Origin of the sequence: Roseobacter cerasinus (genome assembly GCF_009811755.1) — a bacterium.
GTDB lineage: Bacteria > Pseudomonadota > Alphaproteobacteria > Rhodobacterales > Rhodobacteraceae > Roseobacter > Roseobacter cerasinus.
The window spans coordinates 357,963-372,978 of record NZ_BLIV01000004.1 but is presented as its reverse complement, the minus strand read 5'-3'; the positions used below and the strand labels follow the sequence as shown (position 1 = coordinate 372,978).

The following is a 15,016-nucleotide window of genomic DNA, read 5'->3' as shown; positions in this document are numbered from 1 at the left end:
ACCGCTCAGCCCCGCATCGCCAGACCCTGCGGATCGTAGGGTGAGTTTGCAATGACCTTGGCGGGCCGCTCTTGTCCCACAATGTGCACGGTGAGGTCAGTGCCCTCGGCGCAGGCGGCCTGGTCCACCATGGCCAGGGCCAGTGATTTGCCCATCGTGTGGCCAAACCCGCCCGATGTGACAAACCCGACGCGCGCGCCGTTTTTCCACACCGGTTCAAACCCACTGGCGTCGGCATCCTTGGCGTCGACTTCGAGCGTCACAATTCTTTGGGCGAGCGCGTTGCTGTCCCGCTCTGCAAGGGCGGCGTCACGCCCGACGAAATCGCCCTTGTCCCAGGCGATCCACCGGTCCATTCCTGTTTGACCCGGCGTATAGGCCTGGGTGAATTCCGCGCTCCAGATGCCAAAGCTCTTCTCCAGCCGCAGGGAAAGCAGCGCGTTGAAACCAATCTCGCGGATGCCGAGATCGGCCCCGGCCTCCAGCAGCGTTTCGCGCAACGTGATGTGCTCTGCTGCGGAGCAGTGAAGCTCAAAGCCAAGCTCCCCCGACACGGACAACCGACCAACCTTCACACGCAACATGCCGATGTCGAAAGTGCCGCAGCCCATGAAGGGCAGATCGGCGATGGGGCTGTCTGTGATCTTTTCCAGAACCTTGCGGCTGTTCGGGCCGGACAGGCTGAAGCCGACCACATCATCCGACAGATCGCCAAGGCTGAAATTCTCGCCCATGTGGTCGTGGAACCAACGCATGTGCCATTCGCGTAGGTAGTAGCTGCCCATGATCCACCAGGTGCCATCGCCCCAGTTGAAGACAGTCAGATCGCCCTTCAGCTTGCCCTCTGGGCTGAGCATCGGCGCCAGCTTCGCCCGGCCCGGCCTTGGCAGGACCGAAGCCATCATCCGGTCGAGCCACGCCTCCGCGCCCGGACCGCTCACCTCGTATCGCGAGAAGCCGGAGATATCGAGTAGGCCTACCGCGTCGCGCACGGCCTTGCACTCCTCTGCCACGATCTCGAAGGCATTGGAGCGTTTGAGTGTGGGCGTTTCCGAGAAATTCGCGGTCTTGGCGAAGTAAAGCGGCACTTCTAGCCCCCAGCTTGCCCCCCACTGGCAGCCAGCCGCTGCCATCGCATCATAGGCCGGGGCTTTCTTCAGGGGCCGACCCGCTGGCAGTTGCTCGTTCGGATAGGTCATGACAAAACGGCGGGTGTAAAACTGCCCGGTGGTTTCCTTGATGAAGCGCTTGTTCTGCGCGAAATCCCCATATCGGGCAACATCCATGCCGAAGACATCCGCCTCTGGCTCGCCGTGGATCATCCATTCCGCCAGTGATTTGCCCACGCCACCTCCCTGCAGATAGCCCGCCATCACCGCACAGGCGCACCAATAGCCCAGCTTACCTCGCACCGGCCCCACAAGCGGGTTGCCGTCGGGTGAGAAAGTGAAGGCCCCATTCACCCAGGTCTTGATGCCAGTGTGCTGCAGGACGGGGTAGCGCTCAAACCCAAGGGTCAGTTCGCGCTCAATCCGGTCGGGGTCTTCCTGCTGCAACTGCATGCCGTAATCCCACGGCGCGCCGTCCATCATCCAGTGGTCATGGTCGACCTCGTAGATCCCCAGCAGCAGCCCCTGCTGGTCCTGCCGCATGTAGGTGAAGCCTTCGAGGTCCACGACAAGCGGCATTTCCCGCTCCATCGCGGCCACCTCAGGGATGGTATCCGAGATCAGATAATGATGGTTGAGCGGCGAGACAGGCAATTCGATCCCCGCCATGCGGCCCACCTGCTTGGCCCAGAGCCCGCCCGCATTGACCACATGTTCTGTGTGAATCGTACCCTTCTCGGTGACCACATCCCACCCGTCCGCCGTCTGGATCAGCTCCAGCACGCGGTTGTGCTCGATCACTTCGGCGCCGTACTTCTTGGCGGCACCCGCGTAGGCATGCACGGTGCCCGTAGTGTCGACGTAGCCCTCGCGATCAGCCCACATGCCGCCCAAAATGCCGTGCGTGGACATGATCGGGCACAGATCCCCCGCCTCTTCGGGGGTGATCAGACGCACGTCGTCAATGCCGATGGACTGGAACGTGCGATAGGCCGATTGCAGCCATTCCCAACGGTCCGGCGTACCCGCCAGGGTCATCCCCCCGGTCATATGCATGCCCACCGACTGGCCGGACTCCTGCTCAATTTCGCTGAGCAAATCGATGGTATAGGCCTGCAGGCCAGCGATGTTAGGGTCCGCATTCAGGGCGTGAAACCCCCCTGCCGCGTGCCAGGAGGACCCGCATGTGAGGATGTCCCGCTCGATCAAGCACACGTCTTTCCAACCGAACTTTGCCAGATGATACAACACAGAGGTGCCGACGACACCGCCTCCGATCACCACGGCCTGATAATGTGACTTCATTGGTAGCCTCCCGTGCCGAGACGCCGCAGAGACGGCCTTTCAGCCGGAAATTCCTTGCAATGCGGCATCGATTGGTAAAGGCTTTCAATATCCGTACAATAATGTCCAGAAAAAGATTCAGGGAGGATCGAATGAAAAGATCTGGCACACATCACCCCATGCTGGATGATGCAATCCGAGACGTAAAAGACGGCAAGATTGACCGCCGCGAGTTCATCGCCTTGGCCAGCACCTTTGGGGCGACAGCGGCGTTTGCCTATGGCGTTCTGGGGCAAAGCCGTCCGGCGCGCGCCGATGGTCACGCCAAGAAAGGCGGCGTGCTCAAGATCGGCATGCGCCTGCTCGACCTGAAGGACCCACGCACCTTTGACTGGTCCGAACCCGCCAATGTCGCCCGCCAGTTCCTTGAGCCTCTGGTGCGCTGGGACATGGATTTCAGCTTCACGCCCATGCTGCTTGACGGCTGGGAGGTATCAGATGACGCCAAGACCTACACGCTGGCTGTGCGCAAGGGTGTCACATGGAACAATGGCGACGCCTTTGACGCAGATGACGTGATCTTCAACATCACGCGGTGGTGCGAAAAGGATGTCGAAGGCAACTCCATGGCCGCGCGCATGGCATCGCTTGTGGACGAAGAAACCGGCAAGGCGCGCGATGGCGCCATTGAAAAAGTCGACAGCCACACCGTGCGGCTGAACCTCGAACAGGCTGATATCACGCTGATTGCGGGCATGTCGGACTACCCGGCGCTGATCGTGCACCGCGATTATGATCCGCAGGTGGGACTGGTGGCAGCGCCGGTTGGTACCGGCCCCTTCGAGCTGGTCAGCCATTCCATCGGTGGCAAGGCCGAGGTCAAGCGCCGCGAAAACGGAAGCTGGTGGGGCGGAGAGGTCTTCCTGGATGGCGTGGAATTCATCGACTACGGCACCGACCCCGCAGCAATCCTGGCAGCGTTTGAGGCCGAAGAGATCCACGTCAACGACATCACCAGCTCTGACTTCGTCGACGTATTGGATAGCCTTGGCTTGGTCAAAAAGGAAAAAGCCACGGCGGCCACCATCGTCGCCCGCATGCGGCCCGACAGCGCACCGTTTGACAGTCAGGCTGTGCGCAACGCGGTGCAACTGGCCGTGGACAATGAGATTGTCCTCGAACTGGGGATCAACGGCCTGGGCACAGTGGGGGAGAACCACCATGTCGGCCCGATGCACCCCGAGTATGCCGAGTTGCCCAAGGTCGCGCCCGATCCCGTAAAGGCCAAGGCGATGCTGGACGAAGCCGGGCACGCAGACACAGAGATTGAGCTGATCTCCATCGACGGCGACTGGCGGACGGTGACCACCGATGCCATCGCGGGCCAGCTGCGGGATGCCGGGTTCAACGTCAAACGGACGATCATCCCGGGCACAACCTTCTGGAACGATTGGACGAAATACCCGTTCTCAACCACAAACTGGGGCGCGCGTCCGCTTGGGGTTCAGGTGCTGGGGCTGGCCTATCGGTCAGGTGAGGCTTGGAACGAGTCCGGCCATTCGAACCCCGAGTTCGATGCCAAGCTGAGCGAGGCTTTGGGTATCTCGGATGCCGACACGCGACGTGAACTGATGAGCGATCTGCAAAGCATGCTGCAGTCCAGCGGTGCGATCATCCAGCCGTTCTGGATGGCGGAATACCTGCATCACATCGAAGCGGTACAGGGGTATGAACGGCACCAATTCCGCGAAATGCATCTGGAGCGTGTCTGGATCGACGCATAATAAATGCCTTAGGGCCGCTCTCTCAGAGCGGCCCTAAACACTGCGGCGGGTCAAATCGTCGGTCTGACATATCCTGACAGCAAAAAGATCCCCACCAATCGCTGCGCGCGGCGGGTCGGCTCACCCCGACGACCGGAGATTGATGGGAACATCACTGTGCACGGCCTAGCCGCCGGACCCGCATCGCCCAGCGAGACAGGCGCACGACAGCTCGGCGCAGCCAGCGCCCTAAAAACCGAGCACGGGCCACGCGTGCCCTGTATTCGTGCAACTCGACTTGCATATCTGCAAAGGCTTCACGCTCCTTTTGATATTCCGTGCGGGGTTGCGATGGGATAGTCAGAGGCTGGATCAGAGGCATCATGGGGCATCTCCTGTCTTGATTGCCACCAAGGTAAGGCGCAGGCCCGCCGCCCATCAGCCCTCGTAACCGCAGGTGGACTTTCACAAATGAAAACCGGACCGGACTGGAATGACCTCGCCTATTTCTCTGCCGTGGCGCGCACTGGCGGCCTGATGCGCGCAGCAGAAGAGCTGGGCGTAAGCGCCGCAACCCTCAGCCGCCGGATGAAGGCCTTTGAGACAGCACTTGGGCGACGGCTGTTTCTGCACGGCGCGGATGGCTACAAGCTGACCTCGGATGGTCAGGCCCTGGCCAAACAGACCCGCAACATGGAAGACACCGCCCGTCAGATCGACATCTGGCAAGGACAGGCTGCGGGTCCTGTCTGCGTGCGCATCTCGGCCGGAACATGGACAGCCTTTGATCTGGCGGAGCGGCTGTCGGCCTATTGGACCCCGGCCGAGGCGTGGGTGCCCGAATTCATGTACTGCGATCTCGATCTGGACATTGCGCGGCGCGAGGTCGACATCGGCATTCGCAACCGGCGCCCCGATCAGCCCTGGGTCGCGCGACAGCAGATCGGCTGGGTCGACTATGCCGTCTATTCCGCGCATGAGGATGTGACCGGCTGGATCGGCCCGTCATGGGACGCGGTGCTGACCCCCTCCTCGCGCTGGATACAGACGCATCACGGCGATGAGATCGTGACCAAGGTGAACAGCCCGCATCTGGCCTCGGCGCTTGCGCGCGCAGGTGTGGGGCGCGTGGTGCTGCCAACCTTCGTGGGCGACCGGATAGACGGGCTGGTGCGGCTGTCGGGTCCCATCGACGACATAAGGAGCGAGCAGTGGCTGGTGTCTCATCATGAGGGGCGCAACCAGCCGCCGATCCGCGCGGCCCTCGATGCCATTGCGGGCTATCTGAAACAGCGGTCTTAGGACAGCGCACCCCAGATACTTCGGCTGACAGGTAGAGCACCACACGGCCAGCTTTGAGCCAAAAGCGCCCTAGCGGTCGTCGCCTGCCTCCTCGCCGTCCAGAAGCTCTTCCTCGATCTGCGCTTGCGCTGCTGCGGTCACGGCTTTCTTGTCCTCTTCGGACAGCTCATCAACCTTGCCATCGGCCAGCCGCACCGTGACTTCCTTATGCGCAAACTTGATGCCTTCCCGCTCAAACAGCGCGCGGATCTCTTCATAGACCTTCTTGCGCACCAGCCACTGATCCCCCGGCTTGGTCATGAACTTCACGCGAATGATCATCGCAGAATCCTGCATCTCGATCACGCCCTGGCTTTTCAGCGGCTGGATGAAGTTGTCGCCGATCACCGGGTCATCCAACAGCTGCACGCCAAGCTTCTTGATCAGCTTGCGCACGTGCTCCACATCGGTGTCATAGGTCACCCGCAACGGCAGCTTCATGATCACCCAGTCACGCGAATAGTTCGTCATCACCTGAATTTCACCAAAGGGGATGGTGTGCAGCGCGCCCAGGTGATGGCGCAACTGGAAGGAGCGGACAGAGATCTTCTCGACTGTGCCTTTCACGCCACCGACATCAAGGTATTCGCCCTTGCGGAACGCATCATCGAAAAGGAAAAAACCGCCGGAGAAGATATCGCGCACGAGCGCCTGGCTACCAAAGCCCACGGCCACACCGATCACACCAGCACCAGCGAAGAGCGGGCCGACGTTCACGCCCATCTCCATCAACACGATGAGCGCAATTGTGACCACAAGAATAACGAGAATGAAGTTACGAAAGAGCGGCAGCAGCGTTGCCAGCCGGCTGGCGCTCGACCCGCCGCCCTCGTCGCCCAACTCACCCTCTACCACCTCGCCCTGCTCTTCACGGATCTTGTTGTCGATCCAGATGCGGAAGATGTGATAAACGATGTAACCGATGAAAATGATCACCATGACGTCAAGCAGCCGGTTGGCGAAAGTCTCTGCCATCTGGGCGGATTCATTGTCCCAAATGTAAAAGAACGCATAGACGCCTGCGACAAAAGCCAGGATACCCGCAACCCGCCGCGCCAGCGCCTCGAAGGAATTGAGCGCATGGCGCGGTTGCAACTGGCGAACCTCCTCCTCGATCTCGGCCTGTTCCTCTGCGGTCAGGTTTTCTTCTGCACGCGCTTCATTGAGCTCTCGCAGGGCGTGCGCACGCTGGAAACTGCGCTCGATCAGGTAGTTGATGACACCATAGACCACGATGATCGTCATCAGGATGCCATAGGCCCCGGCGATCAGCGGGATCGAAGAGGGGTTGCCCAGAACCAGATCATAGGTCAGCTCGACCCAGGCAAAGAGCACATAGATGATGACCAGCGGCGCCCAGCTGGCGGTGAGAAACTTGGTGATCCAACTGCATTGTTCATGCGGTTTCCCATTGCGCATCGCATCGGAAATAGCGGCCCGATTGACCAGCACCATGATGATGTTCAGCAGCACGACGAGCCCTGACATCAGCGAGGACAGGAAGGCATAGACGTCATAGTTCAGGCCCAGCTCCCCGATCCAGACGCCAAAGAGGATGGCGCAGATATCGACGATGGCCACGGTCACCAGCCAGATATGCAGGCGCCGGGCATCGCGGGTTTCCATGCGGGGGATGCGGTATTGCGCCATGTAGGGAGACAGGATCATGCGCCACAACCCGGCGGCGAAGCGGCAGAGGAAATAGCCCGCGTTCACGATGCTGGCCGTGAACTGGACAGCAGGGTCCTTGATCGGCCCGAAAATCAGCGCGCCCAGCACATAGGCAACCGCCATGGAGATCAGAATGCCGATGACCCCAAGAAAGAACCGAAACACCAGCCATGGCATCTTTTCAGAGTAGCCCTGCGGATTTTCGCGTGTACGGGCGACCACCCAATGTATGGCGATCCGTTTGCCATAAACGTAGCGCTCAACCAGCCATCCGATAAAAAACAGCCCCAGCGAAAACACCAGCACTTCCCCGAATGTGGAGATCTGGCCCGACGGGCTCGTCGCACGCAGAATATAGAGCACCTCGTTGAAGGCACTGGGAAGGTCCAGGATCCGCTCGATGAGCGCCGCGCGGAACTGGACAGCGGCATCCTGCGCCTGCATCAAGCCTGAGCTTTCAGAAACGTCTGGCCCCGGCGGGACGATCTCAGCCGGGGGTGTGCTGATCAATTGCCCATCGCTGTCGATCACAACCACGCCAACGCCGTTTTCGGCCGCCTGTTTCATGATCTCTGAAATCCTGTCGTCGCTTTCGGTGCTGTCACCGCTGCCGATACTGAACAGGGAGCCGACGCCTTGGGCCTGAAGTGCTGTGCCTACAACGGTTGTCGAGAAGAAAACGCAGCACAATAGCGCGCAAAGCTGGACGAGACGCATAAATTCGACCCAAAAAGGTTAACAATCCGCGACGACGGTAGGGGAGGCCACCCAGCATTGCAATTGCACATCAGTGCAAACTCCGGCGATCAGTCGTGTTTTGCACCCGATGCGCTTTTGTGCCAAACACGATACAGATACCTCGGGAGATGGCCTCCCGCCGAGACGCAAGGACAGGCCGATGTGGCTGATTTACACTAAAAATGCCCGGCCCGGCGTTTCTGATATTCTGGTGGAACAAAGCCGCAGCGCGCACCTCAGACCCGGATTCAGCACAACCTCATGAATGTTCAGAAACGGATGAAGGCGGCGATGCCAACAACGGCAAAGAACGGCGGTGCCGGGCAGAGCCAGCAGCATCGGGTGATGCTTTATAGCCACGACACCTTTGGGCTCGGACACCTGCGCCGCTCGCGCGCGCTGGCGTCGGCCCTGACTGCGCAAAACCCGAACGCCTCGGCGATCATCCTGACCGGCTCTCCCGTCGCGGGCCGCTTTACCTTTCCGGAAAAGGTGGACCATGTGCGCCTGCCCGGTGTCACAAAGCTGCCCGATGGCACTTACGTCAGCCAGACGCTGGGCCTCGACATCGACAAAACGACAAGCTTACGCGCAGGCCTGATCCAGACGGCGGTGGAACAATACGAGCCGGATCTCTTTATCGTCGACAAGGAGCCCACCGGCTTTCGCGGAGAGCTTTTGCCCACGCTGGAGTGGATGTCGCATCGCTGCAGCACGCGCTGCGTTCTGGGGCTGCGCGATGTGCTGGACGAGCCCAAGGCGCTCGCCGCTGAATGGGCGCGCAAAGGTGCTGTCGAGGCGACCGAACGCTTCTACGACCAAATCTGGGTCTACGGGCCGCGTTCGGTCTACGACCCGACCCAAGGGCTACCGCTCTCTGCCGAGACCCGCGCCCGCATTCACTGGACAGGCTATCTGCGCCGCGAGGTCACGGACGTGGCCGAGACACCGGACACGCCTTACGTGCTGATTACACCGGGCGGCGGCGGCGATGGCCGGGCCATGGTTGATCTGGTTCTGGAGGCCTATGAGCATGACCCCACGCTGAAACCGGATGCGGTGCTGGTCTATGGTCCGTTCCTCTCCGGCGAGGTGCGGGACGCATTTGAGGCGCGTGTGGCACGGCTGAACGGGCGTGTAACCGCCGTTGGGTTTGAAAGCCGGATCGAGTCGCTCTTTGCGGGCGCCGAGGGTGTCATCTGCATGGGTGGCTACAACACCTTCTGCGAGGTGCTCTCCTTCGACAAACGTGCCGTGATTGTGCCGCGCACAGTTCCCCGGCTGGAGCAGTGGATCAGGGCGTCGCGCGCCGAAGAGCTGGGCCTTGTGCGCATGCTGGATGAAGCGCGTGACGGTATGACACCGCAAACGATGGTCGATTTCATCCGCGCTCTTCCCGCTCAGAACAAGCCTTCGCAATCTGGCGCCGACGGGTTGCTGGACGGTCTCGATGTTGTTGTGGCGCGTGCTGCGGCACTTTTGGCCGAGAGATGATGCAGCCCTCTGCGCGGTTGGCCGTTGTGGTCAAGGGCTGGCCCCGCCTGTCTGAGACCTTCATCGCCCAGGAACTGGTCGCGCTCGAAGAGGCGGGGCTGGCGCTTGAGATCTGGTCCTTGCGCCACCCCACGGACCGCAAGACCCACCCGTTGCATGATCGGTTGCAAGCGCCGGTGCGCTACCTGCCCGAATACCTCAAGGACGAGCCCATGCGCGTATTGCGCGGCGTGCTCGCCGCCATGCGCCGCCCCAGCTTTCGGAGCGCCTGGCGCATGTTGCGACAGGACTACGCCCGCGACCGCACGCCGAACCGCCTGCGCCGCTTTGGCCAGGCCTGCGTTCTGGCGCGGGAACTGCCCGCCGATGCCCCCGGCCTCTATGCGCATTTCCTGCACACGCCCTCCTCCGTCGCGCGATATGCAGCGATCCTGCGCGGGCTGCCATGGTCTTTCTCAGCACATGCCAAGGACATTTGGACCTCGCCTGAGTGGGAGCTGCGCGAGAAGCTGGACCCAACGTGTTTCGGAGCGGACTTCGGAGCCACCTGCACCGCCTTTGGCGCTGAACACCTGCGGTCGCTCGCAGACACACCAACGCGCGTCGATCTGGTGTATCACGGGCTGGATCTGGAGCGCTTCCCGCCGCCGCCGGAGCGGTCGGTGCGCCAGCCGGGCGATCCGCTCGCGCTGATGTCCGTGGGGCGGCTGGTTGAGAAGAAGGGGTTTGACCGCCTGATTGCGGCCTTCGCCCTGCTGCCGCCGGAGCTGGACTGGCACTGGACCCACATCGGCGGCGGCACGCTTGGCGACACGTTGCAGGCGCAGGCGCAGGCGGCGGGCGTGGCAGACCGCATCACCTGGCGCGGTGCCTGCGACCAGCCAGAGGTGATCGCAGCTATGCGCGCCGCGGATCTCTTCGTGCTACCCAGCCGCATCGCCGCAGACGGTGACCGCGACGGGCTGCCGAATGTGCTGATGGAAGCGGCAAGCCAGAAGCTGCCCATCCTCTCCACACCGGTCTCCGCCATCCCCGAGTTCATCGACAGCGGCACACATGGTCTGCTGAGCGACGATGCGCCTCAAAGCCTGGTCGATGCGATCTTGCAACTGGCGGATGATCCGGCGCGCACGGCCCGCATGGGAGCCGCAGCCTACGACCGGCTGCTGGCCGAGTTCCGCATGCAGCCCGGCATCGCGCATCTGCTTGCGAGGCTGCGGGCCATGCTGGAGGTGGCACCGTGACACGGGTCGCCTTTTACGCGCCGATGAAAGCACCCACCCATCCCGTGCCCTCCGGGGACCGCACCATGGCCCGCGCGATCCTCGCAGCACTGGAGCATGGAGGCCTGACCTGGGATCTGGTCTCGACCCTGCAGACACGGGACAAGGCGGGTGACAAGGCCGTCCAAGACCGGCTCTTCGCCGCTGCGACAGCGGAGGCGCAGGGCCTCATGGAACGCGGGCGTACGGCCGGTTGGGCGGTTTGGCTGACCTATCACTGCTATTACAAAGCCCCAGATCTGCTGGGGCCAGCGGTGTCAGCCGCGCTTGGCATTCCCTATGTCCAGATTGAGGCCACCCGTGCACGCAAGCGGCTTGGCGGGCCTTGGGATGCTTTTTCAAAGGCGGCTGAAGCGGCCTGCGACGCAGCCGATGTCATCTTTCATCTGACCGCGCGAGATGGAGAAGCGCTGCGCGCCTATGCACCACCCGATCAGCGTGTGCTGCCGCTGCGCCCCTTTCTGGCCCGCAGTGACCTGCCGCCGCTCGGCAGCCGGACCGGACCCATGCTCAGTGTAGGCATGCTGCGCCACGGCGACAAATTGGCCTCCTACGAGGTCATCGCCGATACGCTGGAACTGCTGCAAACGCCGGACTGGCAACTGGTCATTGCGGGCGACGGTCCTGCGCTGGCGGCCATAGCTTCGATCATGCAACCCTTCGGCGACAGGGTGCAGATGCGCGGCGCGCTTGGCCCCGCCGAGATGCGCAGCGTCTATAGCGCAGCCAGCCTTCTGTTTTGGCCGGGTGTGAACGAGGCTTTCGGCATGACCTATCTTGAAGCTCAGGCGGCAGGGCTGCCCGTCGTTGCACAAGATCGCCCCGGCGTCCGCGATGTGCTGGCGCCCGGATCCTACCCAACACCCGACGAGGGCCCCACCGCACTGGCTGCCGCAATTGACAGATTGCTGGCCGATTCACAGGCCCGGGAGGCCGCAGGAGATGATGCGCGGGCCCATGTGGCCACGCATCATCTCCTGCCATCGGCCAGCGACACGCTGTGCAGCACCCTTGCGGATCTTTCGGCGTGATTCGGCTGGCGCTTCTACGCCACGGTCACACCTCGTGGAACCGCGCGGGCCGCATTCAGGGCCGCACAGATGTGCCGCTGGACGCGGAGGCCGAGGCACAACTGGCCGCGTTATGCCTGCCCAATGGCTGGTCCGATGCGCCCCTGTGGGCAAGTCCGCTAGCCCGTGCGTATCGCACCGCAGAACTGGTGGCAGGGCGCGCGCCGCAGTGCGACCCGGCGCTGATCGAAATGCACTGGGGGGACTGGGAAGGGCAGCAGGGCACCCAACTGCGCGCAAACCCCGCGAGCGGCTTTCGTGACATCGAAGACTGGGGCTGGGATTTCCGCCCCCCCAACGGCGAAAGCCCGGGCGATCTGCGAGACCGCCTGCATCCTTGGATAGAGGGGCTGACCACAGACACACTGGCCGTGTGCCACATCGGTGTGATGCGCGTGCTGCTCGCCCGCGCCACCAGTTGGGCGTTCAAAGGCCCTGCCCCGTTCCAGATCAAGCGCAACCGGCTTTATGTCATCTTGATCGACGCGCAGAATTGGTCCCTCGAAGACCCGCCGCTGCGTCTGGAGGGCCGCATCTGATGACCGTTGCAATCCTTGTGACCCATCTGCTTGGCACCGGCCATCTGGCCCGTGCCCTGACACTCGCCCGCGCGTTCGCCGCTGCAGGCCATCGCGCAATTGTCCTCTCCGGCGGGCGCCCTGTGCCGCATCTGGATGCAACCGGGGTGAGACTGGTCCAGCTTCCTCCCCTGCAATCGGACGGCGTGAACTTCACCCGGCTGCTGGATGACAGCGGCGCAGATGCCACCGCCGAGGTGCTGCACGCGCGACAGTCGCTGATTGCCCAAACTCTGAGAGACGAAGCCCCACAGGTGCTGATCACAGAGCTGTTCCCTTTCGGTCGTCGGGTGCTGCGCGACGAGTTCCTCACCGCCGTAGAGGCGGCGCGCAGCCTGCCGCAGCCCGCGCTCGTTTGCGCCTCGATCCGCGATATCCTTGCACCGCCTTCGAAACCGGCCAAGGCGCAGGCGACAGACGACATCATTGATCAGCATTATGACGCAGTACTTGTGCATTCAGATGCCGAGATCGCCCCGCTCGGGGCCAGCTGGCCGGTCAAGTCGCGCCTGGCAACGCGGCTGCGCTACACCGGCTTTGTCGCCTCTCCGCCGGCACCGCCGCATGCCGATGGCACAGGCTTCGGCGAGGTGCTGGTGAGCGCAGGCGGCGGTGGTGTTGGTGCGCCTGTCTTTGAGGCAGCACTGGACGCCGCGCGTGCCAGTCCACAGCGGAACTGGCGACTGCTGGTGGGCGGCAGTCATGCTGCGGATCGCGCCCGGACGCTCGCGACCACCGCACCGGAAAACGCCCGGGTTGAACCCGCCCGCCCGGATTTCCGCCAGATGTTGCACCATGCGGAGGTGTCCGTCTCCATGGCGGGCTATAACACCGCACTGGATCTGTTGCAGACCGGCACGCCCGCTGTGCTGGTGCCTTTTGATGTGGGGGGTGAGGTCGAACAGACCCTCCGCGCGACGGCATTGGCCCGATTGCCCGGGATCTCCGTTTTGCGCAGTTGTGAGTTGTCGGGGGCTACCCTTCTGTCACAGATCGACAAGTTGGGAGCGGCCCCACGCCGTGCACCTCGTACCGAAGGGCTCGATGGGGCCGCTGAGACCGTCCGGATTGTGCAAAAGTTGCTGGACAGTCGCGATGCAGATTGACTGGAGCCCGCTGCGCCACGAACTTGCGATCTGGCGGCAGGAAAAACGGAGGCTGCCGATCTGGTGGCGCGACGACGACGCCGTCTCGGCCACGCCGGCGCTGGCCGAATTGTCGGATCTGTCCAGACATCTTGGCTTACCGGTGCATCTTGCAGTGATCCCGGCCGTTGCTGATCAGACCCTTGCGGATGCGATCATGCAGGCGCCTCATATGGTGCCTACGGTGCACGGCTGGGCTCATGAGAACCGCGCCCCTCAAGGGCAGAAAAAGGCCGAATTCGGAGCGCTGCACGCGGATACGGCTGACCTGCTGGCGCGCGGTCTTGAACGCCTTGATGCGCTGTTTGGTACCCGCCTCTCCCCCACATTCGTGGCGCCTTGGAACCGCCTGCATGCCGACGTGCTGCCGCACCTCGCCACGGCAGGCTACCGCGCGGTCTCAACCTTCACGCCCCGCTGCGTCGTTGAACCCAGCCCCGGCCTAGTTCAGATCAACACCCACATCGACCCCATCGACTGGCGCGGCAGCCGTGGGCTGGTGATGCCAGACCGGATTATTGCACAGACGGTCGACGCTCTGACAAAGCGGCGACAGGGTGTGACGGACACGACGGAACCCTTCGGCTATCTGACCCATCACCTTGTGCATGACACTGACATCTGGTCCTTTTCCCGTGCCTTTCTGGCCGAGCTTCTGGAAGGCGGCGCGATCAGCACCCCATTGCCAACATCCGCGAGGAGCCCACATGAGCCGTCTTGAATCCATGCGTCGCAGGTTGACTGCCCAGATCGATGGGCTGAACTGGGCCGCCGAAGAAATCGCCCCCTTGTCCGGTGATGTGCTGGAACTGGGCCTTGGCAACGGACGGACCTATGACCACCTGCGCGAGCGCATTCCGGATCGGCGGATCTGGGTGATTGACCGGGTCCTGAAGCCCCACCCCTCCTGCATCCCACCCGCCGCGTGTTTTCTGCAAGGCGAGGCGGATGAGATGCTGATACAGCTTGCCAAAACCGGCGCGCGCATTGTGCTGGCACATTATGACTTTGGCTTTGGTGTGAAAGAAAAGGACGTGGCTGAGGGTGCGCGGCTGTCTCCGCTCATCGCGCCGCTGATGGTGCCCGGCGGGCTTGTGGTGAGCCAGCAACCGCTGGTGGGGTTTGAGCAGATCCGCGGACCAGAGGCCATCGCACCTGACCGGTATCTGTTTTATCGGGCGCCTTAGGACCCCGCATCATCAGACTAAAATGACCCGCGACAGGTTTGACCCGGTCCTCGCGTTGAGCGCGGGAACCTTCTTTGCAATCGGGCGTTGGTTCTCAAACGTAAGAAAGGAAAGACTATGTTCAGACTGTTTGCAATGACCGCCGTTTTGATCACACTGGCCGCCTGCGAGACCACGAAAGGCGTCGGTCGCGATGTGGAAGACGCTGGCGAAGCGTTGCAGAGCGCGGCGAGCTGATCTGCCGCCAATCGGCGCATATGGAAAAGGTGGCCCTGAGCCACCTTTTTTGCGTGAAACCCATCTTGAAACCGGTGTAGCCTGCGCGTGAGATCGACCAACAGGGACCCATCGAC

The 15,016-nt window shown here is 62.4% G+C and carries 12 protein-coding genes; 10 read left to right on the top strand and 2 right to left on the bottom strand.

Annotated elements, in window-relative coordinates; translation table 11 throughout:
• Nucleotides 1-5: 5 nt before the first annotated feature.
• A complete protein-coding gene (locus So717_RS12770) occupies nt 6-2,414 on the bottom strand; it encodes a GcvT family protein (protein WP_159977836.1) in 2,409 nt (802 codons plus the stop codon).
• A gap of 131 nt (nt 2,415-2,545) precedes the next feature.
• Between So717_RS12770 and So717_RS12765 the strand changes: the two genes are divergently transcribed.
• Together So717_RS12765 and So717_RS12760 are read left to right on the top strand one after the other, a co-directional pair.
• Nucleotides 2,546-4,177, top strand: coding sequence for an ABC transporter substrate-binding protein (locus So717_RS12765; RefSeq protein ID WP_159977834.1), 1,632 nt, complete (start codon nt 2,546-2,548; stop codon nt 4,175-4,177).
• Nucleotides 4,178-4,627: 450 nt separating this feature from the next.
• Nucleotides 4,628-5,458 carry a LysR family transcriptional regulator gene (locus So717_RS12760; RefSeq protein ID WP_159977832.1) on the top strand — a complete coding sequence of 277 codons (831 nt, stop codon included), beginning with the start codon at nt 4,628-4,630 and terminating at the stop codon, nt 5,456-5,458.
• 69 nt (nt 5,459-5,527) lie between these two features.
• On the opposite strand, the gene So717_RS12755 is transcribed toward So717_RS12760, so the two are convergent.
• The gene (locus tag So717_RS12755) at nt 5,528-7,885 is read right to left on the bottom strand and encodes a mechanosensitive ion channel family protein (RefSeq protein ID WP_159977830.1); all 2,358 of its coding nucleotides are present in this window, start codon (nt 7,883-7,885) and stop codon (nt 5,528-5,530) included.
• Nucleotides 7,886-8,197: 312 nt separating this feature from the next.
• Here So717_RS12755 and So717_RS12750 point away from each other — a divergent pair, with 312 nt between their 5' ends.
• The 8 genes from So717_RS12750 (at nt 8,198) to So717_RS12715 (ending at nt 14,900) form a co-directional block, all read left to right on the top strand.
• Entirely contained in the window at nt 8,198-9,400 is a 1,203-nt protein-coding gene (locus So717_RS12750) for a glycosyltransferase family protein (protein ID WP_159977987.1), read from the top strand.
• Entirely contained in the window at nt 9,397-10,644 is a 1,248-nt protein-coding gene (locus tag So717_RS12745; protein ID WP_159977828.1) for a glycosyltransferase family 4 protein, read from the top strand. The genes So717_RS12750 and So717_RS12745 overlap by 4 nt, the downstream gene beginning before the upstream one ends.
• Nucleotides 10,641-11,714: a glycosyltransferase family 4 protein gene (locus So717_RS12740; protein WP_238840889.1), complete on the top strand. Its 1,074-nt coding sequence runs from the start codon at nt 10,641-10,643 to the stop codon at nt 11,712-11,714. The genes So717_RS12745 and So717_RS12740 overlap by 4 nt, the downstream gene beginning before the upstream one ends.
• The gene (locus tag So717_RS12735) at nt 11,711-12,292 is read left to right on the top strand and encodes a histidine phosphatase family protein (protein ID WP_159977826.1); all 582 of its coding nucleotides are present in this window, start codon (nt 11,711-11,713) and stop codon (nt 12,290-12,292) included. Before So717_RS12740 ends, So717_RS12735 begins: the two co-directional genes overlap by 4 nt.
• Complete coding sequence (locus So717_RS12730; RefSeq protein ID WP_159977824.1) at nt 12,292-13,437, top strand: glycosyltransferase family protein; 1,146 nt, start codon at nt 12,292-12,294, stop codon at nt 13,435-13,437. Before So717_RS12735 ends, So717_RS12730 begins: the two co-directional genes overlap by 1 nt.
• Nucleotides 13,427-14,197, top strand: a complete 771-nt coding sequence (locus tag So717_RS12725; RefSeq protein WP_159977822.1) for a polysaccharide deacetylase family protein — start codon at nt 13,427-13,429, stop codon at nt 14,195-14,197. Before So717_RS12730 ends, So717_RS12725 begins: the two co-directional genes overlap by 11 nt.
• Nucleotides 14,184-14,663: a class I SAM-dependent methyltransferase gene (locus So717_RS12720; RefSeq protein WP_159977820.1), complete on the top strand. Its 480-nt coding sequence runs from the start codon at nt 14,184-14,186 to the stop codon at nt 14,661-14,663. The genes So717_RS12725 and So717_RS12720 overlap by 14 nt, the downstream gene beginning before the upstream one ends.
• A gap of 117 nt (nt 14,664-14,780) precedes the next feature.
• Nucleotides 14,781-14,900, top strand: coding sequence for an entericidin A/B family lipoprotein (locus So717_RS12715; RefSeq protein ID WP_159977818.1), 120 nt, complete (start codon nt 14,781-14,783; stop codon nt 14,898-14,900).
• Nucleotides 14,901-15,016: the final 116 nt, after the last annotated feature.

Bases quoted from the DNA above. Each gene is read 5' to 3' on its own strand.
- So717_RS12770 (WP_159977836.1), bottom strand. From the start codon at position 2,414: ATGAAGTCACATTATCAGGCCGTGGTGATCGGAGGCGGTGTCGTCGGC.
- So717_RS12765 (WP_159977834.1), top strand. From the start codon at position 2,546: ATGAAAAGATCTGGCACACATCACCCCATGCTGGATGATGCAATCCGA.
- So717_RS12760 (WP_159977832.1), top strand. From the start codon at position 4,628: ATGAAAACCGGACCGGACTGGAATGACCTCGCCTATTTCTCTGCCGTG.
- So717_RS12755 (WP_159977830.1), bottom strand. From the start codon at position 7,885: ATGCGTCTCGTCCAGCTTTGCGCGCTATTGTGCTGCGTTTTCTTCTCG.
- So717_RS12750 (WP_159977987.1), top strand. From the start codon at position 8,198: ATGCCAACAACGGCAAAGAACGGCGGTGCCGGGCAGAGCCAGCAGCAT.
- So717_RS12745 (WP_159977828.1), top strand. From the start codon at position 9,397: ATGATGCAGCCCTCTGCGCGGTTGGCCGTTGTGGTCAAGGGCTGGCCC.
- So717_RS12730 (WP_159977824.1), top strand. From the start codon at position 12,292: ATGACCGTTGCAATCCTTGTGACCCATCTGCTTGGCACCGGCCATCTG.
- So717_RS12725 (WP_159977822.1), top strand. From the start codon at position 13,427: ATGCAGATTGACTGGAGCCCGCTGCGCCACGAACTTGCGATCTGGCGG.
- So717_RS12720 (WP_159977820.1), top strand. From the start codon at position 14,184: ATGAGCCGTCTTGAATCCATGCGTCGCAGGTTGACTGCCCAGATCGAT.
- So717_RS12715 (WP_159977818.1), top strand. From the start codon at position 14,781: ATGTTCAGACTGTTTGCAATGACCGCCGTTTTGATCACACTGGCCGCC.